The sequence below is a fragment of the Synechococcus sp. BO 8801 genome (assembly GCF_002252675.1).
In the GTDB taxonomy this organism is placed as follows: domain Bacteria; phylum Cyanobacteriota; class Cyanobacteriia; order PCC-6307; family Cyanobiaceae; genus Cyanobium.
In genome coordinates this window covers 1-21,658 of sequence record NZ_NQKY01000035.1, presented here as the reverse complement: position 1 = coordinate 21,658, position 21,658 = coordinate 1, and the positions used below count along the sequence as shown (strand labels likewise).

At 71.7% G+C, this 21,658-nt stretch carries 26 protein-coding genes and 2 pseudogenes; 14 read left to right on the top strand and 14 right to left on the bottom strand.

Annotated features, from left to right (window positions below; translation table 11 throughout):
- A partial coding sequence (locus tag CJZ86_RS16040) for a DUF3352 domain-containing protein (protein WP_143594187.1) occupies positions 1-827 on the bottom strand: 827 nt, incomplete at its 3' end.
- 54 nt (positions 828-881) lie between these two features.
- Here CJZ86_RS16040 and CJZ86_RS16035 point away from each other — a divergent pair.
- From CJZ86_RS16035 to CJZ86_RS16025, 3 genes are all read left to right on the top strand, one after another.
- Entirely contained in the window at positions 882-1,244 is a 363-nt protein-coding gene (locus tag CJZ86_RS16035; RefSeq protein WP_094587420.1) for a rhodanese-like domain-containing protein, read from the top strand.
- 80 nt (positions 1,245-1,324) lie between these two features.
- Complete coding sequence (locus tag CJZ86_RS16030; protein WP_094587419.1) at positions 1,325-2,335, top strand: HrcA family transcriptional regulator; 1,011 nt, start codon at positions 1,325-1,327, stop codon at positions 2,333-2,335.
- Positions 2,335-3,120 carry a proteasome-type protease gene (locus CJZ86_RS16025; protein ID WP_094587418.1) on the top strand — a complete coding sequence of 262 codons (786 nt, stop codon included), beginning with the start codon at positions 2,335-2,337 and terminating at the stop codon, positions 3,118-3,120. The genes CJZ86_RS16030 and CJZ86_RS16025 overlap by 1 nt, the downstream gene beginning before the upstream one ends.
- Positions 3,121-3,124: 4 nt before the next feature.
- On the opposite strand, the gene trpB is transcribed toward CJZ86_RS16025, so the two are convergent.
- Positions 3,125-4,384, bottom strand: coding sequence for a tryptophan synthase subunit beta (trpB, locus tag CJZ86_RS16020; RefSeq protein WP_094587417.1), 1,260 nt, complete (start codon positions 4,382-4,384; stop codon positions 3,125-3,127).
- 136 nt (positions 4,385-4,520) lie between these two features.
- Here trpB and CJZ86_RS16015 point away from each other — a divergent pair, with 136 nt between their 5' ends.
- The 3 genes from CJZ86_RS16015 to cysC are packed head-to-tail and all read left to right on the top strand — an operon-like array spanning position 4,521 to position 6,518.
- Positions 4,521-5,531 (top strand): phytanoyl-CoA dioxygenase family protein, encoded by a 1,011-nt coding sequence (locus CJZ86_RS16015; RefSeq protein ID WP_094587416.1) that lies wholly within the window; start codon positions 4,521-4,523, stop codon positions 5,529-5,531.
- Positions 5,524-5,847, top strand: coding sequence for a translation initiation factor (locus CJZ86_RS16010; protein ID WP_094587415.1), 324 nt, complete (start codon positions 5,524-5,526; stop codon positions 5,845-5,847). Before CJZ86_RS16015 ends, CJZ86_RS16010 begins: the two co-directional genes overlap by 8 nt.
- 44 nt (positions 5,848-5,891) lie before the next feature.
- Positions 5,892-6,518: an adenylyl-sulfate kinase gene (gene cysC, locus CJZ86_RS16005; RefSeq protein WP_094587422.1), complete on the top strand. Its 627-nt coding sequence runs from the start codon at positions 5,892-5,894 to the stop codon at positions 6,516-6,518.
- Here the strand turns inward: cysC and CJZ86_RS16000 are convergent.
- Positions 6,493-7,593 carry an AI-2E family transporter gene (locus tag CJZ86_RS16000; protein WP_190610481.1) on the bottom strand — a complete coding sequence of 367 codons (1,101 nt, stop codon included), beginning with the start codon at positions 7,591-7,593 and terminating at the stop codon, positions 6,493-6,495. The genes cysC and CJZ86_RS16000 overlap by 26 nt on opposite strands.
- 79 nt (positions 7,594-7,672) lie before the next feature.
- On the bottom strand, positions 7,673-8,230 hold the full coding sequence (purE, locus tag CJZ86_RS15995; RefSeq protein ID WP_094587414.1) for a 5-(carboxyamino)imidazole ribonucleotide mutase: 558 nt from the start codon (positions 8,228-8,230) through the stop codon (positions 7,673-7,675).
- A gap of 48 nt (positions 8,231-8,278) precedes the next feature.
- Between purE and CJZ86_RS15990 the strand changes: the two genes are divergently transcribed.
- Positions 8,279-9,493, top strand: coding sequence for an N-acetylglucosamine-6-phosphate deacetylase (locus CJZ86_RS15990; protein WP_094587413.1), 1,215 nt, complete (start codon positions 8,279-8,281; stop codon positions 9,491-9,493).
- A 31-nt stretch (positions 9,494-9,524) separates the two neighbouring features.
- Positions 9,525-10,265, top strand: coding sequence for a magnesium protoporphyrin IX methyltransferase (gene bchM, locus CJZ86_RS15985; RefSeq protein ID WP_094587412.1), 741 nt, complete (start codon positions 9,525-9,527; stop codon positions 10,263-10,265).
- A gap of 123 nt (positions 10,266-10,388) precedes the next feature.
- Here the strand turns inward: bchM and CJZ86_RS17450 are convergent, their stop codons facing one another.
- The 4 genes and pseudogenes from CJZ86_RS17450 to CJZ86_RS15970 form a co-directional block, all read right to left on the bottom strand.
- On the bottom strand, positions 10,389-10,961 hold the full coding sequence (locus CJZ86_RS17450) for a pseudouridine synthase (protein WP_233134058.1): 573 nt from the start codon (positions 10,959-10,961) through the stop codon (positions 10,389-10,391).
- Positions 10,962-11,073: 112 nt separating this feature from the next.
- A pseudogene (locus tag CJZ86_RS17445) lies at positions 11,074-11,439 on the bottom strand (RluA family pseudouridine synthase); the annotation flags it as partial.
- A 103-nt stretch (positions 11,440-11,542) separates the two neighbouring features.
- Entirely contained in the window at positions 11,543-12,340 is a 798-nt protein-coding gene (locus CJZ86_RS15975) for a response regulator transcription factor (RefSeq protein WP_094587411.1), read from the bottom strand.
- Positions 12,341-12,349: 9 nt separating this feature from the next.
- Positions 12,350-12,928, bottom strand: a complete 579-nt coding sequence (locus tag CJZ86_RS15970) for a hypothetical protein (protein ID WP_094587410.1) — start codon at positions 12,926-12,928, stop codon at positions 12,350-12,352.
- Between the two features lie 6 nt (positions 12,929-12,934).
- On the opposite strand from CJZ86_RS15970, the gene CJZ86_RS15965 reads away from it, so the two are divergent.
- Both CJZ86_RS15965 and CJZ86_RS15960 read left to right on the top strand, forming a co-directional pair.
- Entirely contained in the window at positions 12,935-14,077 is a 1,143-nt protein-coding gene (locus CJZ86_RS15965) for a cysteine desulfurase family protein (RefSeq protein WP_094587409.1), read from the top strand.
- A 25-nt stretch (positions 14,078-14,102) separates the two neighbouring features.
- Positions 14,103-14,936, top strand: a complete 834-nt coding sequence (locus CJZ86_RS15960; RefSeq protein WP_094587408.1) for a hypothetical protein — start codon at positions 14,103-14,105, stop codon at positions 14,934-14,936.
- A 6-nt stretch (positions 14,937-14,942) separates the two neighbouring features.
- Here CJZ86_RS15960 and CJZ86_RS15955 read toward each other — a convergent pair whose 3' ends face one another.
- Both CJZ86_RS15955 and rsmH read right to left on the bottom strand, forming a co-directional pair.
- On the bottom strand, positions 14,943-15,527 hold the full coding sequence (locus tag CJZ86_RS15955) for a DUF456 family protein (protein ID WP_094587407.1): 585 nt from the start codon (positions 15,525-15,527) through the stop codon (positions 14,943-14,945).
- Positions 15,528-15,537: 10 nt separating this feature from the next.
- Entirely contained in the window at positions 15,538-16,437 is a 900-nt protein-coding gene (rsmH, locus tag CJZ86_RS15950) for a 16S rRNA (cytosine(1402)-N(4))-methyltransferase RsmH (protein WP_094587406.1), read from the bottom strand.
- Positions 16,438-16,480: 43 nt separating this feature from the next.
- Here rsmH and CJZ86_RS15945 point away from each other — a divergent pair, with 43 nt between their 5' ends.
- The 3 genes from CJZ86_RS15945 (at position 16,481) to CJZ86_RS15935 (ending at position 19,297) form a co-directional block, all read left to right on the top strand.
- Positions 16,481-17,665, top strand: a complete 1,185-nt coding sequence (locus CJZ86_RS15945; RefSeq protein ID WP_094587405.1) for an NAD(P)H-quinone oxidoreductase subunit H — start codon at positions 16,481-16,483, stop codon at positions 17,663-17,665.
- Positions 17,662-18,075: a DUF2752 domain-containing protein gene (locus CJZ86_RS15940; protein WP_094587404.1), complete on the top strand. Its 414-nt coding sequence runs from the start codon at positions 17,662-17,664 to the stop codon at positions 18,073-18,075. Before CJZ86_RS15945 ends, CJZ86_RS15940 begins: the two co-directional genes overlap by 4 nt.
- Positions 18,076-18,193: 118 nt before the next feature.
- The gene (locus CJZ86_RS15935; RefSeq protein WP_094587403.1) at positions 18,194-19,297 is read left to right on the top strand and encodes a fatty acid desaturase family protein; all 1,104 of its coding nucleotides are present in this window, start codon (positions 18,194-18,196) and stop codon (positions 19,295-19,297) included.
- On the opposite strand, the gene CJZ86_RS15930 is transcribed toward CJZ86_RS15935, so the two are convergent.
- Positions 19,290-19,976: a hypothetical protein gene (locus CJZ86_RS15930; RefSeq protein ID WP_094587402.1), complete on the bottom strand. Its 687-nt coding sequence runs from the start codon at positions 19,974-19,976 to the stop codon at positions 19,290-19,292. The two genes, CJZ86_RS15935 and CJZ86_RS15930, sit on opposite strands and share 8 nt — an antisense overlap.
- Before the next feature lie 128 nt (positions 19,977-20,104).
- On the opposite strand from CJZ86_RS15930, the gene CJZ86_RS15925 reads away from it, so the two are divergent.
- Positions 20,105-20,548 carry an acyl-CoA thioesterase gene (locus tag CJZ86_RS15925; protein WP_094587401.1) on the top strand — a complete coding sequence of 148 codons (444 nt, stop codon included), beginning with the start codon at positions 20,105-20,107 and terminating at the stop codon, positions 20,546-20,548.
- Here CJZ86_RS15925 and CJZ86_RS15920 read toward each other — a convergent pair.
- From CJZ86_RS15920 to CJZ86_RS15910, 3 genes and pseudogenes are all read right to left on the bottom strand, one after another.
- Complete coding sequence (locus CJZ86_RS15920) at positions 20,545-20,736, bottom strand: hypothetical protein (protein ID WP_094587400.1); 192 nt, start codon at positions 20,734-20,736, stop codon at positions 20,545-20,547. The two genes, CJZ86_RS15925 and CJZ86_RS15920, sit on opposite strands and share 4 nt — an antisense overlap.
- On the bottom strand, positions 20,736-21,002 hold the full coding sequence (locus tag CJZ86_RS15915) for a TM2 domain-containing protein (protein WP_094587399.1): 267 nt from the start codon (positions 21,000-21,002) through the stop codon (positions 20,736-20,738). Before CJZ86_RS15915 ends, CJZ86_RS15920 begins: the two co-directional genes overlap by 1 nt.
- Positions 21,003-21,017: 15 nt before the next feature.
- Positions 21,018-21,658 (bottom strand): annotated as a pseudogene (locus CJZ86_RS15910) (AMP-binding protein); the annotation flags it as partial.

The following is a 21,658-nucleotide window of genomic DNA, read 5'->3' as shown; positions in this document are numbered from 1 at the left end:
TCGGGCCGCAGGGCCAGCAGCAGGCCGCCGGGCCGCTGGTCGGCCGGGGCCGGCAGCGGCAGCCCCAGCCAGCGCTCCAGGGCATCCGGGGCCGCCTGCACCAGGGCGGCCCCGGTGCCAAGACGCCGCAGACCCTCCTGGAAGCCGGGCTGGCCGGCCTGGTTGAGCTCGTCGATCTGGGACACGTCGAGGGCCTGCTCCAGCACCCCCCGTCCCGAGGCGATCAGGACGAGGTCGTCATCCACCAGGGCCGTGGCCAGGGGCATCGGCGTCCGGCCCAGCAGGGCTCCCCGGCCGCTGATCAGACCCAGGCCCCGGTACGTGCTGATCTGGAGATCGGTGCCCGCCAGGCTGCGGGTCTGCCAGAACCGCTGCAGAAAGCGGCGGGCGCCACCGTCGTCCCGGCTGCCCAGCACCAGCAGCCACCCTCCACGCCGGGTGGCCCCCGCCGCGCCGCCGGTGTCCGCCTCGAACAGGGCCAGGCCCACCGGTGATGCCAGCCAGGAGCTCAGCTCCGTGCCGTAATCGAGACCGGCCGCAGCGAAGGCCCCGTCGCGCAGCCGGCCGACCGCCTCCGCCGCCTGGCGTCGCCGGCGGGGCGGCGCGACGGCACGGGCATAGTCGAGGGGCTGCTCACCATCGGTGAACAGGTGGAGGCTGAAGGGGGCGTCCCGGGGCACGAACCGGGCCGCCCGCGGCACCTCCAGCGGCAGCCGCTGGAGACGCAGGGCACTGCGCTGCCACACCAGCCACCAGCCACCGAGCCCCAGACCGAGCACCACCAGCACCAGCGCCAGCAGCACCGCCAGGAATGGGCGGGCCTTCATCTGTTCTCAGCAGGATGGGACCATCCTGACGCCACCCCCCCTCCGACGCCCGCCATGGACGAGCCGACCCCCCCGGGCACCCCCCGCACCCTCTCCGCCGTGGAGCTGCAACGGCGCCTGGCGGAGGGGGAACCTCTCCGGATCGTGGACGTGCGGGAGGACGGCGAACTGGCCCTGGCCACGTTGCCGCTCGCCTTTGTGCACCTCCCGCTGAGCCGTCACCGCGAGTGGCTGCCGGAGCTGGAGACCCACCTCGACCGCGAGCAACCGGTGGTGGTGCTCTGCCATGCCGGCATCCGCAGCTGGGACTTCGCCTGCTGGCTGATCCAGGAGAAGGGTTACGGCGACGTCTGGAATCTCAAAGGGGGCATCGACGCCTGGAGCCGGGAGGTGGATCCCCAGGTTCCCCGTTACTGAGTCCCCGCCCCGGGCCGGTGGCGGGTCCACCGCACCTAGGATCAATCTTCTGTTTATCTTTTCAACTTTTCCCCCATTCCTTGGACACGCTGCCGCGCCGACAACAGGAGGTCCTCCGGGCCACGGTGCGGCACTACGTGGACACCGTCGAACCCGTGGGCAGCCACACGCTGGTGCGGCGTTTCGGCCTGCCGGCCAGCCCCGCCACGGTGCGGACGGCCATGGGGGCCCTGGAGCAGCGCGGCCTGCTGACCCAGCCCCACACCTCCGCCGGCCGGATCCCCAGCCAGCGCGGCTACCGCCTCTACGTCGACCAGCTGCTGCCGGCCCCGGGGGCCGCCGCCCTGCAGCTGGAGCGTGAGCTGGCCGGGATCAGCCTGCAGTGGGCCGCCCTCGATGACCTGCTGCTGCACCTGGCCCGCCGCCTGGCCGATCTCACCGGCCTGCTCAGCCTGATCACCCGCCCCCAGCGGCCCAGCCCCCTGCTGCAGGCGGTGCGGCTCGTGCCCAGCGGCGACCGGCTGCTGGTGTTTCTCGTCCAGGGGCCCGACTTCAGCACCAGCCTCAACCTGCGCCTCGGCGCCGGCCTGGAGGAGGAGCTGCCGATCCTGGAGCGCTGGAGCAACGAGCAGCTCCGCGCCGGCGGCGACGGCCGCATCCCCTGGGAGCGGCTGCCGGCGGAACTGCGCCGCAGCGGCGGTCTGCTGCGCCAGGCCCTCGAGAGCCACGGCCGCATCCGCAGCGAGGAGCTCGATGCCGTGGTGGCCGCCGGTCTGGGGGGACTGCTGGCCCAGCCCGAATTCCGCCACAGCTCCAGCCTGCTGCCCGTGGTGCAGCTGGTGGAGCACGGCCCCCGCACCCTGCTCGGCATCACCGGCCACCAGGACCCGGCGGTGAACGAAGCGATCTGGATCGGCACGGAACATCCCCATGCGGCCCTCGGCCAGTGCGCGGTGGTGCAGGCCACCTACCGCACGGGGCACGGCGGCCGGGGCCAGGTGGGCCTGGTGGGCCCGATGCGGATGGCCTACGCCACCGCCCGCGCCGCGGTCCAGTCGGTGGCCTCGATCCTGGAGAGGCTGCTCAGCTGATGACCTACTGCCTCGGCTTCCTTCTCCACAGCGGCCTGGTGTTCGCCTCCGACTCCCGCACCAACGCGGGCGTCGACTACATCTCCAGCTACAGCAAGATGCACGTGCTGGCACCGGCGCCCGACCGGCTGTTCGTGCTGATGGCGGCGGGCAATCTGGGCACCACCCAGGCGGTGCTCAACCGGATCCGCCGTGACATCGAGAACCATGGCGCCGGCCCCAGCCCCCAGTGGACCCGCCAGGACGACCCTCCGGCCGGGCCGAGCATGCTCACGGCCCGCTACCTGTTCGAGGTGGCCGACTACATCGGCCGGCTCAACGTGATGGTCCAGAAGGAGTTCAATCCCAACCTGCGCCAGGCGGGCGCCAGCGGCGAGGCCAGCTTCATCCTCGGCGGCCAGATCGCCGGCCAGCCCCATGGGCTTTACATGATCTACCCCCAGGGGAACGCGATCATGGCCACCGACGACACGCCCTTCCTGCAGATCGGCGAGACCAAGTACGGCAAGCCTCCCCTCGATTACATCGGCCGCCCCGACCTCTCCCTGGAGGATGCGGCGCGCCTCTGCCTGGTGTCGGAGATCGTCACCCGGCGCTCCAATCTGACCGTGGGGCCACCCTTCGAGATCGCCATGGTCCCCCGCGACGCCTTCAAGGTGAGCCGGCACCTGAAGCTCGAGAAGGAGGCACCGGAGATCCAGCACACCATGGACGTGTGGGCCCGCCATATGCAGGAGGGGCTCCACAAGCTGCCCCGCTTCCCCTGGGAGCACGACCCCCTCTGAGGGCCTAGCCCGCCAGGCCGTCGCCCAGCTTCTCCGCCACGGTGTTGACGTCCTTGTCGCCGCGGCCCGAGAGATTGAGCACCACTTCGGTGCCGGGGGCGAGGGTGGGGCAGAGGGACTCCAACCAGGCGAAGGCATGGGCCGTCTCCAGCGCCGGGATGATGCCCTCCAGTTCGCTCACCCGCTGCAGGGCCTCAAGGGCCTGGGCATCGGTGACGGCGGCGTACTCGGCCCGGCCGATCTGGCGCAGATAGCTGTGCTCCGGGCCCACGCCCGGGTAGTCGAGGCCGGCACTGATCGAATGGGCCTCCTGCACCTGGCCTTCGTCGTCCTGCAGCAGCAGGCTCATGGCGCCGTGCAGCACCCCCACCCGGCCTTCGGTGATGGTGGCGGCATGGCGACCGGTGGCCACGCCCTCCCCGGCCGCCTCCACCCCGATCAGACGCACGGAGGTGTCCTGGACGAAGGGATGGAACAGGCCCATGGCATTGGAGCCGCCGCCCACGCAGGCGATCAGCACATCCGGCAGCCGGCCGAAGGCCTCCAGGCACTGGGTCCGGGCTTCCTGGCCGATCACGGCATGGAAATCCCGCACCAGCATCGGGTAGGGGTGCGGGCCGGCCACCGAACCGAGGATGTAGTGGGTGCTCTCCACGTTGGTGACCCAGTCGCGGATGGCTTCGCTGGTGGCGTCCTTGAGGGTGGCGGTGCCGGCGGTGACGGGCTGGACGGTGGCCCCCAGCAGCCGCATCCGGAACACGTTCAGGGCCTGGCGGCGCATGTCCTCGGCGCCCATGTAGATGACGCACTCCAACCCGAAGCGGGCGCAGACCGTGGCCGTGGCCACGCCGTGCTGGCCGGCACCCGTTTCGGCGATGATCCGCTTCTTGCCCATGCGCAGCGCCAGCAGGGCCTGGCCCAGGGCGTTGTTGATCTTGTGGGCGCCGGTGTGGTTAAGGTCCTCGCGCTTCAGCCACAGGCGCGGACCGCCCTCCGGGCGGGCGTAGTGGGCCGTGAGCCGCTCGGCCTCATAGAGGGGCGTGGGCCGGCCCACGTAGGTGCGCAGCAGGTGATTCAGCCGGGAGGTGAAGGCGGGATCGGCCCAGGCTTCGGCCGCGGCCGCCTCCAGCTCCGCCAGGGCGGGCATCAGCGTTTCGGGGACGTACTGCCCGCCGAAGGGGCCGAAACGGCCCAGGCCATCCGGGCGGACCGACGGCTGCAGCTCGGCAGGATCGGCGCTGCGGGTTGGGGCGGTGCTGGTCACCGGCGCTGCGCGAGAGGAGATGATTCACCTTAGGTAGCCGCCACCCAGGGCGGCAGCGGCGGAGCGGAGATCCGGTTGCCACCGGAGAACCATCCGCCCGAACTGCTTCCGACCGCGTCGCCCACGAACGTCAGAGATGCTTCCCGCCGACTACCTGACCTCCCTGCCTCTGGCGGAACGCCTGTATCGACAGCAGCCCGATCTGGCCGGCCGGATCTATTCCGGCCCGGTGCTCGATTTCCTGCGGGATGGGGTGGTGATCTTTCCTCAGGCGCTGGACCCTGAGCTTCTCGATCGGATGGACGGCGACCTCGAGGCCCTGCCGGGTCTGGCCCGCACCTCACTGCTGCACGGCATGATCGGCATCGATGGCAAGGCGGAGCATTACGACGCCCGGGTTCTGCGCAATCTGCCCCGGCTCGGCATCACCGATCTCCGTACGGCCCCCCCGGGGCTGAAGCTCAACGACCTGCACCGCTACTTCGAGGCGGCCCGTTCACTGGCCTTCGCCGATCCCATCATCCATTTCCTCGATGAACTCTTCGGATCGTCGCCGGGGCTGATCCAGTCGCTCACCTTCTGGAAGAGCAGCGAGCAGTCCCTGCACCAGGACTTCTCCTACGTGCATCACCACAGCCGGCTGGGCCACCTGGCCGCCGCCTGGATCCCCCTGGAGGACATCAGCGATCAGGCCGGACCGCTCGTCTATTACAAGGGCTCCCATCTGCTGGCGGACGATCAGTTCTACGACTGGGGCGGGGGTGGGATCCTGGCCAGTCGCGACGGCGACCCCCACACGGCGGCGGGTTACGGCCCGTACCTGGAGGCCCTGATCGAAGCCCAGGACTGGACGCCGACCATCTACCTGCCCCGGCGCGGCGATGTGCTGATCTGGCACGGGGCCCTGATCCACGGCGGCACCCCGATGGGCGACCCCGCGCTCACCCGTCGCTCCTACGTCTGTCACTACACGGCCGCCGCCAACCACAAGGCCATGGCCCGGCACCGCGTCGGTGACGGCTACGACTTCTCCGAGCCCCCCGCCCTGCCCGAGACGATGCGCCCCAGGTCCCTGCCCACCCGGCTGGCCGCCGCCGCCGGCCGCCGCCTCCAGCGACTGATCGCGGGAGGGCCCACCCGTGCCTAAGGGGGGCTGGAGGGAGTTCAGCGGGCCGGACAACCTGCAGCGGCCCGAGGCCGCCTCGGCCACGACGCCCAGGGGGCTCCAGAAGGTGCGGGTGCAGCGCACCCGGGCCGGCAAGGGGGGGAAGCTGGTCACCACCATCACGGGCCTGGAGGCTCCCGAAGCCGAGGCGCGCCAGCTGCTCAAGCGGCTCAAGGCCGGCACGGGCACCGGCGGCACCTTCAAGGACGGGGTGATCGAACTGCAGGGGGATCACGTGGCGGCGGCCCTGGCCGCCCTGGAGAAGGACGGCTACCGGCCGAAGCAGGCGGGGGGGTAGGGGAGAATGCGGCCCGAAGCCCCCGCCCCGTTTCCGTGTCCGAGATGACCTCGCCGGCCAAGGCCACCAACATCGTCTGGCACCACTCCACCGTGACCCGCGCCGCCCGGGCCCACCAGCGGGGCCACCGCAGCGCCATCCTCTGGTTCACGGGGCTCTCCGGGGCGGGCAAGAGCACCCTGGCCAACGCGGTGAATTCGGCCCTGTTCGAACAGGGACTGGCCTGCTACGTGCTCGATGGCGACAACGTGCGCCATGGGCTGTGCAGCGACCTGGGCTTCTCCGACGCCGACCGGGAGGAGAACATCCGCCGGATCGGTGAGGTGGCCAAGCTGTTCCTGGATGCGGGCGTCGTGGTGCTCACCGCCTTCGTCTCCCCCTTCCAGGCCGACCGCCAGCGGGCCCGCGCGCTGGTGGAGGACGGTGATTTCCTGGAGATCCACTGCGCCGCCGACCTGGCGGTCTGCGAAGAGCGGGACACCAAGGGGCTCTACGCCAAGGCCCGGGCGGGGGAGATCAAGGAGTTCACCGGCATTTCCAGCCCCTACGAGGCCCCCGAGGCCCCCGAGCTGCGGGTGGCCACCGGGGAGCAGAGCCTGGAGGATTCGGTCGCCCAGGTGATGGCCGAACTGGAGCGCCGCGGCATCATTCCGGCTCCGGCGGAAGCCTGAGCGGCCCCGGTTCTGACCACTCCCTGCGCAGGCGCAGGGCCCAGGCATCGAGGAAGGTCTTGGAACAGCTGGCGACCGGCACCGCCAGCAGCAGGCCCAGCAGCTCCCCCAGCCCCATCAACGCCCCCAGCCGGGCACCGATCGGCAGGCTGATCAGCAGCCAGGCCGGCTGCAGCCCCACGATCGAGCCCATCAGCCGCGGCTGGATCACCTGGTCGACCACCTGGCCGACACTGATCGCCACCGCCAGCACCTCGAGGCCGGTGCGTGGATCCTCGAGCGCCAGCAGCACGCTCACCCCCACGATGGTGAGGGCACTGGCGTAGGGGATCAGGGTGGTGAAGCCGATCGCCACGGCGAACAGCACGCCGTAGGGAATCCCCAGCAGGGTGAACACCAGACTCTGGGCGCCGCTGAGGATCAGGGCCAGCACCACCTGGCCGGCGAAGTAGCCCCGGAAGGTGCGATCCAGGGTGCTGAGCACCAGGGCGCGGGTGCCCGCGGGAAGCCATTCCGCCAATCCCCTGGCGATGCCCTCGCCCCCCAGCAGCAGGAACACCGCCAGCACCAGCACGATCACCGTATTGACGGTGATGCTGACGGTGGCCCCCAGGATCCCCAGCACCTGCTGGCTCAGCTGGGAGGCGATCTTGCTGGTGCGGGTGATCAGATCGCTGCTCAGCCCGCCGAAATCGGTGGGCAGCCCCCGCTCGGTGGCCCAGCTCTGCAACTGCCCCAGCAGGGTCTCCCCCTCCGCCAGCCAGCCCGGAAGGGCGAGCACCAGGTCGCCGAGCTGCTCCACCAGGCGCGGCACCAGCACCAGGGCCGCCAGCACCACCGCCGAGAGGCTCAGCCCCAGCACCAGCAGCAGGGCCAGGGCCCGCGGCAGCCCCCGCTGGATCAGCCAGCGGCTGGGGATGTCGAGCAGGAAGGCCAGCAGGGCCGCCGTCAGGAACAGGGCCGGGAACGGCGCCAGGGGCACCAGCAGCTGGCGCAGCACCCAGAGGTTGAGCACCAGCAGGGGCAGGGCCAGGGAGAACCGCAGCCAGGGGGGCAGGACCAGCCGCTCGAGCATCAGCGGGAGCGGGGCCTGGCCCCGGAGGATCGACGATCGTCGACCAGCTTGGCCTGCCGGGCCGGCGACGGGGAGCGTCTCATCCCTGGCCCATCGCCGCCAGGTAGGCGGCACTGCCGAGGGCCTGCAGGCGCGCATCCTTTGCCACCACCTGATCGTGGAGCCCCCGGCGGTAGGCCTCCAGGGCCTCCGCCAGCCGGGCATCGGCGGTGGCCAGGATCGAGGCCGCCAGCAGGCCCGCGTTGAGCCCGCCGCCGATGGCCACCGTGGCGACGGGGATCCCCGCCGGCATCTGCACGATCGAATGGAGGGAGTCCACCCCGGAGAGGGCCTGGCTGCGGACCGGCACGCCGATCACCGGGAGCATGGAGAACGCCGCCACCATGCCGGGCAGGTGGGCGGCGCCGCCGGCCCCGGCGATGATCACCCGCAGGCCCCGGGACGCGGCAGACTCGGCGAACTCCGCCATCTCCCGCGGCGTGCGGTGGGCCGAGAGCACCCGCACCTCGCTGGCCACCCCCAGCTGCTCCAGGATCCGCACGGCCGGCTCCAGCGTCGGCAGGTCGGAATCGCTGCCCATGACGATCGCCACCCTGGGGGCTGGGGTGCTGGCGGACGGGGCGGGTTCGGGGTCCATGGGGCGGTGGCGGCGAGGATGGCATTGTCCCGTCCCGCCGCTGCCCGGATGCGCTGGCTGACCAACCTGCGACTGGCGGGCGACGACCCGGCCCTGGCCGAGGCGGGCTGGCGCTGGCGGGTCGGTGTCGACGACGAGGGGCGGATCGCCCGGGTGCGGCCCACGCCGCCGGGCAGCCGGGCCGGTGGGGAGGACTGGGGCGGCGACTGGCTGTCCCCAGGGGGGGTGGACCTGCAGATCAACGGTGGCCTGGGGCTGGCCTTCCCCGAACTGACCCGCGACGATCTGCCCCGCCTGCAGGCCCTGCTGGAGCTGCTGTGGAGGGATGGGGTGGATGCCATCTGTCCCACCCTGGTGACCTGTGCCCCGGAGGCCCTGCGCCAGGCCCTGGCGGTGCTGGCCGAGGCCCGTCGCCACCATCGGCCCGGCCGCTGCCGGCTGCTGGGCGCCCACCTGGAGGGGCCCTTCCTGGCGCCGGAGCGCCGGGGCGCCCATCCGGCCCAGCACCTGCAGACCCCCAGCCGGGCTGCCCTTGAGCGGCTGATCGCCGGTTTCCAGGGGGGCCCGGAGGCCGATGTCGCCCTGGTGACCCTGGCCCCGGAGCTGGAGGGGGCCGCCGAGGTGATCGCGGCGCTGCGGGCCACCGGCGTGGTGGTGAGCCTGGGCCACAGCGGCGCCGATGCGGTGCAGGCCCGCCGGGCCTTCAACCAGGGGGTGGGGATGCTCACCCACAGCTTCAATGCCATGGCCGGACTGCACCACCGCGCCCCGGGACCGGTCGGGGAGGCCCTGCGGCAGGGGGAGGTGGCCCTGGGGCTGATCGCCGACGGCGTCCACGTGGACCCAACCATGGCGGTGCTGCTGCAGCGGCTGGCGCCCCGGCAGGTGGTGATCGTCAGTGACGCCCTGGCCCCCTACGGACTGGCGGACGGCCGCCACCGCTGGGACGAGCGCGTCCTGCTGGTGGAGGACGGCAGCTGCCGGCTGGAGGACGGCACCCTGGCCGGGGTGACCCTGCCGCTGCTGGAGGGGGTGCGGCGGCTGGCCGGCTGGGGCGGCCTGGTGCCGGCGTCGATCGCCGCGGCCACCCTTGCCCCGCGGCGCCTGCTGGGGGAGCGGCAGCCGCTGGAGCAGCTGCTGCTGGGGCGGCCCCTGGCGGACACCCTGCGCTGGAGCACGGCGGCCGACGGGCGTCTGGACTGGCGGCGGCCGGACACGGCGGCAGGCGGGCACGAAACCTTGCCCCAGGCCCCCGCTCCCTAGGATCCGGCCCACCTGAACGGCCCTGCGCCCCATGCCCCCGGAACTGCAACCCCCCGCGCCCACCGAGGCACAGGCTGAGACGCAGGCCGAGAAGGCCGAGGTGCAGGCTTACTTCGAGAGCACCGGCTTCGAGCGCTGGAACCGCATCTACAGCGACAGCGAGGAGGTGAACCGGGTCCAGCGCAACATCCGCATCGGCCACCAGAAGACCGTGGACGCTGTGCTGGCCTGGCTGCAGCAGCAGGGCGACCTGGCCAGCCGCAGCTTCTGCGACGCCGGCTGCGGTGTCGGCAGCCTCAGCCTGCCCCTGGCCGCCCTCGGGGCCGGCTCGATTGCCGCCAGCGATCTCTCCGCCGCCATGGTGGCCGAGGCCAGTCGCCGGGCCAGCGAGGCCGGCCTGGCCTCGGAGCGGCTGAGCTTCTGCGCCTCGGATCTGGAGAGCCTTCAGGGCCGCTACGACACGGTGATCTGCCTGGACGTCTTCATCCATTACCCCCAGGCGGCCGCCGAAGCGATGGTGCGGCACCTGGCCGCCATGGCCGAGCGGCAGCTGATCGTCAGCTTCGCCCCCTACACGCCGCTGCTGGCGGTGCTCAAGCAGATCGGCCAGCTGTTCCCCGGGCCCAGCAAGACCACCCGCGCCTACACCCTGCGGGAAGACGGCATCGTGGAGGCGGCCGCCGCCGCCGGGTTCCGCCCCGTCCACCGCAGCCTCAACCAGGCGCCGTTCTACTTCTCCCGCCTGATCGCCTTCGAGCGCGACCCGGCCTGATCAGCGGCCTGATCAGCACCGGAGGCGGTGTTGCCGGGTCTTTCCCGATTCTGTACAGCCTGTACAGGAACGGGGAAACCCGCCTTGAAACGGTCACACCGATCTGCGACTGAGTTCTGCGGCTCAGCCGGCCTGGGACGCCGCCGCCGTGGCCAGGTCCTGCGCCGGTGGGGCCTCCAGCTCCAGGACCGACCCGTCCGGCCGCTGCAACCGCAGCCAGCGGGCCTGGAGCCGGTAGCCACCCTCGCCCGGCAGTCCCCCGGGGCGGGCCCACCCACCCGGCCGATACAGCGGATCCCCCAGCAGCGGCGCTCCGACGGCGGCGCAGTGGATGCGGATCTGGTGGGGACGTCCGGTGACGATTGCCACCTCGACCAGATCGGCCTCGCCGCCGCTCTCCAGCAGGGTGAGCTGGCTGTGGGCCGCCAGGGCGGCCGGGTCGCCGGCCTCGGCCGCGCACCAGATCTCCCCAAGCGGCGGGTGGGGGCGCCGGCCGATCGGCGTGGTGATCGCCAGGCTGTCGCCGGCCGCCAGCGCCAGCCGGCCCGGCACCAGGGCCGCCAGCCCCACCGCCGAGAGGCTCAGCCCCAGCACCAGCAGCAGGGCCAGGGCCCGCGGCAGCCCCCGCTGGATCAGCCAGCCGGCCCGGCACCAGCAGGGCCCGGTAGAGCTTGCGGCAGGGCGGGAGCCCGCCACCGACGCTGCCACCCACGCCCCCACCCGCGCCGCTGGCCAGTGAACCCGTGCTCTCCCGCAGCTGGGCGCTCAGCCAGGCGCGGGTAGCGGGCCGGCGGGCGCACACCAGCAGGCCGGAGGTGAAGCGCCCCAGGCGGTGCACCGGCCTCGGCACGCCGGCGGGGTCATCGCCATGGCGGCGCTCCAGCAGCCGCAGCACGGTGTGCTCCAGGAAGCCGCCCGCCGCCAGCACGGGCAGGCCGCTGGGCTTGTCGATCACCAGCAGATCGCCGTCGTCGTGGATCACGTCCCAGTGGGCCGGGACGGCGGGCTCCGGCCAGGGTGGCCGCTGCCACACGAGCCGATCCCCGCCGACCAGGACCGCATCGGCCCGCAGCGGCACCCCGTTGCGGCTGATCTCGCCGTCCGCCAGACGCCGTTCCCAGGCCGCCGCGCTGGTGTGGCCGTAGCGCCCGGCGTAGAAGGCGACGACCCCCATGCCGGCTGCCGCGGGGGGGATGCGGTCGCGGTAGGCCCAGCCGCCGTTAGGGCGGGAGGGCAGCCAGCCCGGCGGCAGGGTCAGGGGTGGGGACGGGGCGGCGTCAATCCACCAGCCCATGCTCGAGGGCGAAGCGCACCAGCTCGGTGCGGCTGGCGGTGCCGGTCTTGATGAACAGCCGGCTGACGTACTTCTCGACGTTGCGGATCGACGTCTCCAGCCGGCGGGCGATCTCCTTGTTCATCATCCCCTCGGCCACCAGCTGCAGCACGCTCGCCTCGCGGGGGGTGAAGTCGAGCTTGACGTCGCCGACGGGCTTGCGGGTGCTGCCGCCGCTGCCGGTGCCGGAGCCACCACCGCCGCCCAGCATCGAGCGGATCTCGGTGATCTGGCGGGCCATGGCGCCGATGTCGGCATCGGCGAAGCGGGCCGCCTCCGCCAGCAGCCGCTCCTGACGGCGCACCACGTTGCGCACCCGGGCCACCAGTTCGTCCGGATCGAACGGCTTGGGGATGTAGTCGTCGGCCCCGGCCTGGAAGCCGGCGATGCGATCGGCCGTCATGCCCTTGGCGGTGAGGAAGATCACCGGCGTGCCGCCGAGCCGCTCGTCGGCCCGCAGACGCTTCAGCAGGCCGTAGCCGTCGCAGCGGGGCATCATCACGTCGGTGATGACGACGTCGGGCATCTGGGCCTGGGCGGCCGTCCAGCCCTCCTCGCCGTCATTGGCGGTGGTGACGGCGAATCCCTCGTCCTCCAGGTAGGCCTTGACCGCCGTGCGCAGTCCGGGTTCGTCATCGACCAGCAGCAGCCGCACCGGGGTGCTGACGGCGGCTTCGTCCCCCTCCGGCGGCCCGGACGGCTCGGGGATGGGGCCGGCGGCGGCGGAGGGTTCCTGGCTCATGGGGGAAATCTATCGACCGGGACCGAGCACCACCTGTTCCCGCTCGGGCAGGAGGCCGCTGTAGCCCAGCTGGCGGGCCACCGGACCGAGGCTGGCGGGATCCCTGCCGGCCTGCTCAGGGAAGCAGACGGCCCACCACATCAGGTGATCGAGGCGGTTGGCCGGGGTGATCACCCCGCCCGGATTGAGCTCGCGGATGACCAGCCGGCGGGAGCTGCCGGTGATCCGCAGGGGGGCGGTGACGCTGCAGCCGATCTTGTCGGTGGCGACGGTCACCCGGTCGTCGAGCTCCTCCCAGACCTGCACGCGCCACATGCCCGGCTGGGCGGGCTCGGCCACCAGGCCGTAGATGCCCACCACCTCCCGGCCCCGGTGGGTGACCCTGTCCAGCAACACCCGGAAGCCCTTGGGCCGGCTCTCCTCGTTGCTGCGGGACTCGCCCTGGGCGGCCGCCGGGTGGGGCAGGGCCAGGGGCCAGGCCGCCGTCAGCGCAACCGCCGCCAGGGTGAACGCCGCCAGTGGGGCCATCGGGACGGCCGACCCCAGCCGCAGGGGGGGGACACCGAAGGAGCGGGGACGGATCAGCATGACCCCATGCTGACGTACCTCGACCACCACGCGAGCACCCCGTGCGATCCGGCGGTGGTGGCGGCCATGGCGCCCTGGTGGACGTCGAACGCCGCCAACCCCTCCAGCCGGCTGCACCGGCCGTCCCTGGAGGCGGGCGCGGCGGTGGACATCGCCCGCAGCCGGGTGGCCGGGGCGCTGGGGATGGCCGACGACGCGGTGGTCTTCACCAGCGGCGCCACCGAAGCCAACAACCTGGCGTTGCGCGGGGTGGCCGAGGCGGCCCTGGAGCGGGGGGAACCCCGCCGCCGGCTGGTGACCCTGGCCACCGAACATCGGGCCGTGCTGGAGCCGCTGGCCTGGCTGGAGCGCCATGGGTTTCCGCTCACGGTGCTGCCGGTGGAGGCCGATGGCCTGGTGGACCAGGAGCGCCTGGCGGCGGCCCTGGGGCCCGACACCCTGCTGCTGTCGGTGATGGCGGCGAACAACGAGATCGGTGTGCTGCAGCCCCTGGACGCCATTGGCGCCCTCTGCCGCGATCGCGGCGTGCTGTTCCACTGCGACGCCGCCCAGGCGGTGGGCCACATTCCCCTCGCCATGGCCGACCTCGGCATCGACCTGCTCAGCCTCAGCGGCCACAAGCTCTACGGACCCAAGGGGGTGGGCGCCCTGCTGCGGCGCCCGGGGGTGCCCCTGGCCCCCCAGCAGCTCGGCGGCGGCCAGGAGGGCGGGCTGCGGGGCGGCACCCTGCCGGTGCCCCTGATCGTGGGCCTTGGCGCCGCCGTCACTGGCGCCCTGGCCGACCGGGAGGAACGGGCCGGACGGCTCGGGGCCCTGCGGGACCGGCTGTGGGAGGAACTGGCGGCCCTGGGCGGGGTGCACCGCAACGGCCACCCGCGCCAGTGCCTGCCCCACAGCCTCAATGTCAGCGTCGAGGGGGTGGACGGCACCCGCCTGCACCGCCAGCTGCGCCGGGTCCTGGCGGTGAGCAGCGGTTCGGCCTGCAGCCAGGGCAGCCCCTCCCACGTGCTGGCCGCCCTCGGCCTCGACCGCCGCGCCGCCGGCGCCGCGATCCGCTTCGGCCTGGGTCGGGGCACCACGGCGGCGGACATCGACGTCGCCGTGGCGGCGGTGGGCGAGGCGGTGGCACAGCTGCGAGTGCCTGTCTAGCTTTCGGGTCTATGGCCTGGCATGGATGAGCACACCCGGCGGTCGACAGGGGCCCCGGCTCAACTTCGGTGATGCGCTCCAGGAGGGCTGGCGTGCCTTCAGCCGCAGCCCGGGTCCCTTCGTGGGCTTCCCGCTGGTGGTGGTGGCCCTCCAGTTCCTGATCCAGCCCCTGCAGAGCCGCATCAGCAACGGCGGCGTGGCCTCCAGCGACCCCCTCGACTGGGTGCTGTACCTGATCGGGCTGACGGCGAACCTGCTGCTGAATCTCTGGTGCGCCATCGGGCTGGTGCGCGGCGCCGGCAGCGCCCTCCAGGGCGGCCACCCCTCCCTGGGGCAGCTGATGCGCTGGGACGGGGAGGTGTTCGGGCGGCTGCTGCGGGCCTGGCTGCTGCTGGCGGCGGTGGTGGCCGTGCCCCTGATCGGCCTGCTGCTGCTGGTGGGCGGCCCCCTGGCCCTGCTCAGCTTCTACGCCGACCAGCTCGTGCCCTTCAGCCGCACCCTGGTGGAGGTGCTGGGTCTGAGCCTGGCGGTGGTGTTCGCCCTGCTCCTGGGGGTGCTGCTGCTGGGCGTGATCTACCTGGCGATCAACCAGAGCTTCCTCACCCAGATCGTGCTGTTCGAGCGCGCCGGCTCGCGGACCGCCATCCAGCGCGGGCGGGCCCTGGTGGATCCCAGCTGGCTGATGGTGCTGCTGCTCACCCTGATCGGCGGTCTGCTGGTGCTGCTGGGTCTGCTGGCCTGCCTGGTGGGGGCCTTCGTGGCCTGGCCCCTGGTGGTCTGCATCGCCACCGCCGCCTACCGGCAGCTGGCCCTGGCCGGCGGCGGCCCCGATCCCCTGCCGCCCCTGCCCGGCCGCTGAGGGATCTCAGCCGGCGGGCCCGGGGGCGAAGGGGCCCACCGTCAGCAGCACGAAGCCCAGGACCCCCACCAGGGCCAGCAGCAGCTGGGCCACCCGGCTGACGAGCATCCCGGCCACCACCGCCAGGCCCACCAGAAGGGAGCGGCGCAGCCGGCCCAGCCCGGGCGTGCCGAGGGAGGGCGGGGCGGTGATCAGCTCCCCCAGGCTGGCGCCCAGCAGCGGACCCACCAGGGCACCCAGCAGGGGCCCGCCCACCGGCAGGGCTGGCAGCAGCCCCAGCAGACCCACCACCAGCCCCACGCCGGCACCGACGTAACTCCAGCGGGTGGCCTGCAGCCGGGCCGGGCCGAGCAGCAGCCCCAGGGCCTCGGCCCCCCAGCCCAGGAGCAGCAGCACCACGGCCAGCGTCAGGGCCGGCCAGCCGGCGGCCCAGCCGACGGCCCAGCACCAGAGCAGGGCGCCCAGGGGCAGCAGGGTCAGGCCTGGCGCCACCGGCAGCACGGTGCCGGGAATCGCCAGGGACTGGATCAACAGGGCGATCCACCAGAGCAGATCGGCGCGGTCGAGGCTGGGCAGACTGGCCAGGGACATGGCGACGGGGTCAGGCCAGACGGCGGGCCACCCGCAGCTTGGCGGAGCGGCTGCGGGGGTTGGCCAGCTCCTCCTCCTCACTGGCCACCAGCGGCTTGCGGGTGAGCCGCTCCAGGCGGGGATCGCTGAGGAAGGCCGTCTTGACGCGCCGGTCCTCGAGGGAGTGGAAGCTGATCACCGCCAGCAGCCCCCCCGGCACCAGCCAGTCGGGGGCCCGCTCCAGCAGCCGGTCGAGGGCGCCCAGCTCGTCGTTGACCGCGATCCGCAGGGCCTGGAAGGTGCGGGTGGCCGGGTGGATCCGGCCATGGCGCGCCTTGGGGGGGAAGCAGCCGGCCACGGCATAGGCCAGATCGGCGGTGGTGCGGCCGCTGCCGGCCCAGGGGCGTTCGGCCACCAGGCGCCGGGCGATGCGGCGTGACAGCCGCTCCTCGCCGTAGCCGTGGATCAGGTCCGCCAGGGCCGACTCCTCCAGCCGGTCGATCAGCTCGGCGGCGGTCTCACCGGCGGCAGGATCCATGCGCATGTCCAGGGGGCCGGGGGCGCGGAAGCTGAAGCCCCGGGTGGGCTCGTCGAGCTGGGGACTGCTGACTCCGAGGTCGGCCAGCACCCCCACCAGGGGGGCGGGCGGGGTGAAGTCGGCGAAGTTGGCGGCCTGGATCACGGCCCGATCGCCGAAGGGGGCGAGCCGCTCGGCGGCCGCGGCCCGGGCGGCGGGGTCCCGGTCGAGGCCGATCAGGCGCAGAGCGGGGTGGGCCGCCAGCAGCAGGGCACTGTGGCCACCCCCGCCGAGGGTGCAGTCGAGCAGCAGCGCTTCCCCGGCATCGGCACCGGCTGGTTGTCCAGGCAACCCGGAGAAGGCCTCAACCACCGAATCGGCCAGAACCGGGAGATGGGCGAACGAAACGGCCATCTCACCTTCCTAAGATCCCGGCACTCCGTTCCTTGCGAAGGGCATGACCCAGCTCGAGACCCGCACCGAGCCGATGGTGGTCAATTTCGGCCCCCACCACCCGTCGATGCATGGGGTGCTGCGGCTCGTGGTGACCCTCGACGGCGAGGACGTGATCGACTGCGAGCCGGTGATCGGTTACCTCCATCGCGGCATGGAGAAGATCGCCGAGAACCGCACCAACGTCATGTTCGTGCCCTACGTGAGCCGCTGGGACTACGCGGCGGGCATGTTCAACGAGGCGATCACGGTCAATGCCCCGGAGAAGCTCGCCGACGTGCCGGTTCCGAAGCGCGCCAGCTACATCCGGGTGCTGATGCTGGAGCTCAACCGCATCGCCAACCACCTGCTCTGGCTTGGCCCCTTCCTCGCCGACGTGGGCGCCCAGACGCCCTTCTTCTACATCTTCCGGGAGCGGGAGATGATCTACGACCTGTGGGAAGCGGCCACCGGCCAGCGGCTGATCAACAACAACTACTTCCGCATCGGCGGGGTGGCCGTCGATCTGCCGTATGGCTGGCTGGAGAAGTGCGCCGACTTCTGTGACTGGTTCGGCCCCAAGATCGACGAGTACGAGAAACTCATCACCAACAACCCCATCTTCCGCAAGCGGATCGAGGGGCTCGGTGTGATCGGCAGGGAGCAGGCGATCAACTGGAGCCTCTCCGGTCCGATGCTGCGCGCCTCCGGCGTGCCCTGGGATCTGCGCAAGGTGGATCACTACGAGTGCTACGACGATTTCGAGTGGTCGGTGGCCTGGGAGAAGGAGGGTGACTGCTACGCCCGCTACCGGGTGCGGATCGAGGAGATGCGCCAGTCCCTGAAGATCCTGCGCCAGGCCATGGCCATGATTCCCGGCGGCCCCACCGAGAATCTCGAAGCCCGGCGGATGGCCGAAGGCAAGAAGAGCGAGTGGTACGGCTTCGACTACCAGTACGTCGCCAAGAAAGTGGCACCCACCTTCAAGATCCCCGATGGCGAGCTCTACTGCCGGGTGGAATCGGGCAAGGGTGAACTGGGCGTCTTCATCATGGGCAACAACGACGTCACCCCCTGGCGCTGGAAGATCCGCGCCGCCGATTTCAACAACCTCCAGATCCTGCCCCACATCCTCAAGGGGGCGAAGGTGGCCGACATCATGGCCATCCTCGGTTCGATCGACGTGATCATGGGATCGGTGGATCGGTGAGCACGGCCGGCCGGCGCTGGATCCGCCGGCTGGAACGCTGCGGCCCCCTGCTGCCGCTGGGGGCCACCGCCTTTCTGGTGCTCAAGGGGCTGCATCCGGGCCTGCCCGGCTTCAGCTGCCCGTTGCGGGCCCTCACCGGCATCCCCTGCCCCACCTGCTACCTGACCAGGGCCACGGCGGCGAGCCTGGTGGGTCGCCTGGATGACGCCGTCGCCCTGCACGCCTTCGGGCCCGTGGTCGCGGCCGGCCTGGTGCTCTGGTCGCTGGCGGCCCTGCGCACCGGGCGGCTGGTGCCCCGGGTGCTGCGGGGCTGGCATCTGGCGGCCATGGGCATGCTGCTGCTGCTCTACTGGGCCGGGCGGATGGGGCTGACCTATGGCATCGGCCTGCAGGCGTTTCCGCTCAGCTGAGCCACGCCGGCCGCTGTCCACAGGGCAGGCCCAGACAGCGCAGTGGGGCGATCGGGCTCCCTAGCCTGCATCCCGGTCGGCCCTCCCTCCTTGCTCTCCGGGCCGCCCAAGGAACTGCTTGCATCACCCGTCCGGCACCGTCGCCCCCGTTGATCCCCAGAACCTGATTGCCCAGCCCGACTACGCCAAACAGCTTCGCCCCCTGTTGCCGGACGAAGCCTTCACGCCCGATCGGGCCACCCCCATCATTCTCGGCCTCAATGGGGCGATCCTGCTGCTGGGCTGGGCCATGGCCCGCCAGCTGGATGCCAGCCACTGGCAGGGCCTGCTGATCTTTCTGCCCTTCGCCCTGGTGATGGGCAATGCCGTGGTGGTGCTGCTCTTCGCCACCCATGACCTGATGCACAGCAAGGCGATCCGCCAGCCCCAGCTGCGCCAGGCCGTTCAGGTGCTCGGCCTGGCGCTGCTGTGGATGCCCCCCACCCTGTGGAAGGCCGTTCACAACAGAGAGCATCACGGCAAGACCAATTCCGAACAGGATCCGGATCGCAACTACACCCTTCAGCAACCGCACAGCTGGGGTAAGTGGATCCAGAACCTCTTCGTTCCCTCGCTGGAAGTTCATCCCTTCTGGCTGTGGGTGGGGATGACCTCAGCCTGGGGTGTGCATGCCTTCCGGAACCTGACCTCCGTACTGCTGTTCAACAACGGATCCACCCGTTACCCCGTGTTCTCCTTTCAGGTGAGCCGCCGGGAACGGCGGCAGATCGCCATCGAACTGGCCGCCGTGGTGATGGTCCACCTGGCCATCATCGGCTTCATCGGCCTGCGGCCGGTCCCGCTGCTTCTTGGCTACTTCCTGCCGATCTGGATCGGCTACAGCGTGGTGATTGCCTACATCTACACCAATCACATGGCCTGCCAGCTCACCGAGACGAACGATCCGCTGATCAACAGTATCTCACTGAAGATGCCAGTCTTCTTCGACACGTTGCACCTCAACTTCTCCTATCACACGGAACACCACATCTTTCCGGGAATGAATCCGGCGTACTACCCCAAGGTGAGGGCCCTGCTGCTGGAGCACTATCCCGAACGCTTCAATCTCCTGCCCCCCCGCGACGCCTGGCAGCTGCTGATGCGGACCCCAAGGCATTACGTGGATGCCACCACCTTCGCCAGCAGTTGCGGCAGCATCACCCGGCCCTGCCCCCTCAGCTGAGCACCCCCCGGTGGTAGGCCGCGTTCTGGATGTAAAAGGTGGCCACCGGCACCGCCACCAGCGAGCCCAGGAAGCACGTGAAGACCGATACCACCAGCACCAGCAGCCAGGCCAGCAGCTCGATGCCGGCGAAGATGCGGCCCTGGGGGGATCCGTAGACGGCCTGGAACGAGGAGGAGAAGGCTTCGGGGATGGGGCTGTCGGTGAGGAAGATCTTGTTCACGTAGACCGGCATCACCAGGGTGACGGCGATGCCGGGCAGGATGCAGAGGACGAAGCCGATCGCGGCGACGATCGTGAACAGCGCGCCGGCCAGGATGTAGCGCACCGGTCGGTGCATCAGCACCCGCAGGGCGGCTTCGGCGTCGATCGTTTCGCCACTGGCGTAATGCATCGCTGGAACCGCCACAAACAGCACCCCCACCAGGTTCGAGAGGATCGTGAACGGCAGCTGCACCAGGTTGCCGAGGACCGCCGCGAGGCCGGCGGCACTGTCTGCCCCGGCGGCGCCGCTGGAAAGACCCACCCCCAGGGTGGTGAGCGCCAGGGAGGCCACGAAGCCGATGACGCCGATGACGATCGTGACCACCCAGATCAGCAGGATGGTGGGGATGTGGGCCAGGAAGGCGTCCCAGGCCTTGGAGATGCTGGGCGGCTCGTAGGCGATCGCGGCGGCCAAGGGGAAGGTTGCGTACTGGGCGGAACCTAGGGGCGTTCCGGCAGGCCAGCAACGACTTCGGGCCTGCCCGGGGCAGAAGGGGGCGCCAGCATGGGCCGAGAAGCGCCCCGCCGGCGCCATGGAGCCCCATGTCCCCATCCGACCCGGCCGACTGGCTGCTGCTCTGCCGCACGGTGCGCTTCGGTGACACCGATGCCGCCGGGGTGATGCACTTCCACCAGCTGCTGCGCTGGTGCCATGTGGCCTACGAGGAAAGCCTGGGGCGGTTTGGCGTGGTGGCCGGCGAGATCTTCCCCGGGCCGGGCCGGACCCCGGCCGTGGCCCTGCCGATCGTGCACGTCAGCGCCGACTACCTGCGGCCCCTGGCCTGCGGCAATCCCCTGGCGATCGAGCTGCGGCCCCTGCAGCTCGACGGCGGCAGCTTCGAGATTCGCTACCGCTTCCTCCACGACAGCCAGGAGGCGGCCACCGGGCTGACCCGACACGTGGCCATAGAGGCGGCCAGTCGGCGGCGGACGGCCCTGCCCGCCAGCGTCGCCCAGTGGCTGGAGGCCAGCCGGACGGGCCCCTAGCGGCGGTGCATCCCGGCCCAGGCCAGGGCGGCCAGCTGCAGCGGCAGCAGCGCCGCCATCAGGGCCAGGGGGTGCAGGCCGTCATGGGGCGTGGCCGCCAGGGCCAGGAAACTGACCAGCCCACCTCCCGCCAGCAGAACGAGGGCCAGCCGTCGCGGCTTTGCCCCGGCCGGCCGGAGCACGGGCATCAGAACCACTCCCGGGTGGCGTCGATGTACTGGGCCTGGAACTCGTCGGTGGACTTGGTGAGATAGATGACGCCTTCGATCACCCCGATGATCCCCATCACCGAAGCACCGAAGCCGCAGGTGAGCACCGTCACCAGCAACATGATGAGCCCGGCTTTGCTGTAGCCGAGGACGAACTTGTGGATGCCCAGCGATCCCAGGAAGATGGCCAGCAACCCCGCCGCCAGCTTCTTGTTGCTGGTCTCGACCTGTTGACTTTCGGTCATGGCGGCAGGAGCGGTTCAGAAGGCTTCTAGCGAGTCCAGCCACCGCTGCCAACGTCCCCGTTCCCATTTGCCTGCGGCGGTCGGCGCCAGCGAGGGGCAGAGGTGCCAGCTCCGGGGCCGCTCGGCGGGGGCCCAGGCGGCCGTGATGGCCTGCAGAAGAGCCAGCAGCTCGGCCCCTTCTGCCTCACGCCGTGGCCGCACCAGGGCCACCAGCCGTTCCCCCCATTCCGGATCGGGGCGGGCCAGCAGCAGCAGGGCCTCCGCATCAGCCCCGTCGCGGGCCGCCTCGGCCTGCAGCCGTTCCTCCAGCCGCTCCGGGAACACCGTCTCGCCGCCGCTGTGCAGGGCCCCATCGAGGCGGCCGAGCAGCTCCAGCCCCTCGGGCCCGATCCGGCCGCCGTCACCGCTGCGCCACCAGCCGTCCGGCTGCAGCGGCAGGGGCTGCAGGCGGCCCGCCACCAGCCGGCCGGGGCTGAGGCGGGCGCAGCGCACCTCCACGGCCCCGGTGGCGCCATCGAGGCGCAGGGCCACGTCCGGCAGCGGCGCGCCGCAGCCCGGCACGCCGGCCAGAAAGCGCTGCGGCGGCAGGGCACACACCATGGCGGCGGTCTCGGTGGCGCCGTAGCAGGGGGCCAGGGGCAGGCGGGCGCGGCGGG

Excerpts from the sequence above, each read along its gene's own strand:
- CJZ86_RS16035 (WP_094587420.1), top strand. The coding sequence starts at position 882 with ATGGACGAGCCGACCCCCCCGGGCACCCCCCGCACCCTCTCCGCCGTG.
- CJZ86_RS16025 (WP_094587418.1), top strand. The coding sequence starts at position 2,335 with ATGACCTACTGCCTCGGCTTCCTTCTCCACAGCGGCCTGGTGTTCGCC.
- CJZ86_RS16015 (WP_094587416.1), top strand. The coding sequence starts at position 4,521 with ATGCTTCCCGCCGACTACCTGACCTCCCTGCCTCTGGCGGAACGCCTG.
- cysC (WP_094587422.1), top strand. The coding sequence starts at position 5,892 with ATGACCTCGCCGGCCAAGGCCACCAACATCGTCTGGCACCACTCCACC.
- CJZ86_RS16000 (WP_190610481.1), bottom strand. The coding sequence starts at position 7,593 with ATGCTCGAGCGGCTGGTCCTGCCCCCCTGGCTGCGGTTCTCCCTGGCC.
- purE (WP_094587414.1), bottom strand. The coding sequence starts at position 8,230 with ATGGACCCCGAACCCGCCCCGTCCGCCAGCACCCCAGCCCCCAGGGTG.
- CJZ86_RS15990 (WP_094587413.1), top strand. The coding sequence starts at position 8,279 with ATGCGCTGGCTGACCAACCTGCGACTGGCGGGCGACGACCCGGCCCTG.
- bchM (WP_094587412.1), top strand. The coding sequence starts at position 9,525 with ATGCCCCCGGAACTGCAACCCCCCGCGCCCACCGAGGCACAGGCTGAG.
- CJZ86_RS15975 (WP_094587411.1), bottom strand. The coding sequence starts at position 12,340 with ATGAGCCAGGAACCCTCCGCCGCCGCCGGCCCCATCCCCGAGCCGTCC.
- CJZ86_RS15970 (WP_094587410.1), bottom strand. The coding sequence starts at position 12,928 with ATGCTGATCCGTCCCCGCTCCTTCGGTGTCCCCCCCCTGCGGCTGGGG.
- CJZ86_RS15965 (WP_094587409.1), top strand. The coding sequence starts at position 12,935 with ATGCTGACGTACCTCGACCACCACGCGAGCACCCCGTGCGATCCGGCG.
- CJZ86_RS15960 (WP_094587408.1), top strand. The coding sequence starts at position 14,103 with ATGAGCACACCCGGCGGTCGACAGGGGCCCCGGCTCAACTTCGGTGAT.
- CJZ86_RS15955 (WP_094587407.1), bottom strand. The coding sequence starts at position 15,527 with ATGTCCCTGGCCAGTCTGCCCAGCCTCGACCGCGCCGATCTGCTCTGG.
- rsmH (WP_094587406.1), bottom strand. The coding sequence starts at position 16,437 with ATGGCCGTTTCGTTCGCCCATCTCCCGGTTCTGGCCGATTCGGTGGTT.
- CJZ86_RS15945 (WP_094587405.1), top strand. The coding sequence starts at position 16,481 with ATGACCCAGCTCGAGACCCGCACCGAGCCGATGGTGGTCAATTTCGGC.
- CJZ86_RS15925 (WP_094587401.1), top strand. The coding sequence starts at position 20,105 with ATGTCCCCATCCGACCCGGCCGACTGGCTGCTGCTCTGCCGCACGGTG.
- CJZ86_RS15920 (WP_094587400.1), bottom strand. The coding sequence starts at position 20,736 with ATGCCCGTGCTCCGGCCGGCCGGGGCAAAGCCGCGACGGCTGGCCCTC.
- CJZ86_RS15915 (WP_094587399.1), bottom strand. The coding sequence starts at position 21,002 with ATGACCGAAAGTCAACAGGTCGAGACCAGCAACAAGAAGCTGGCGGCG.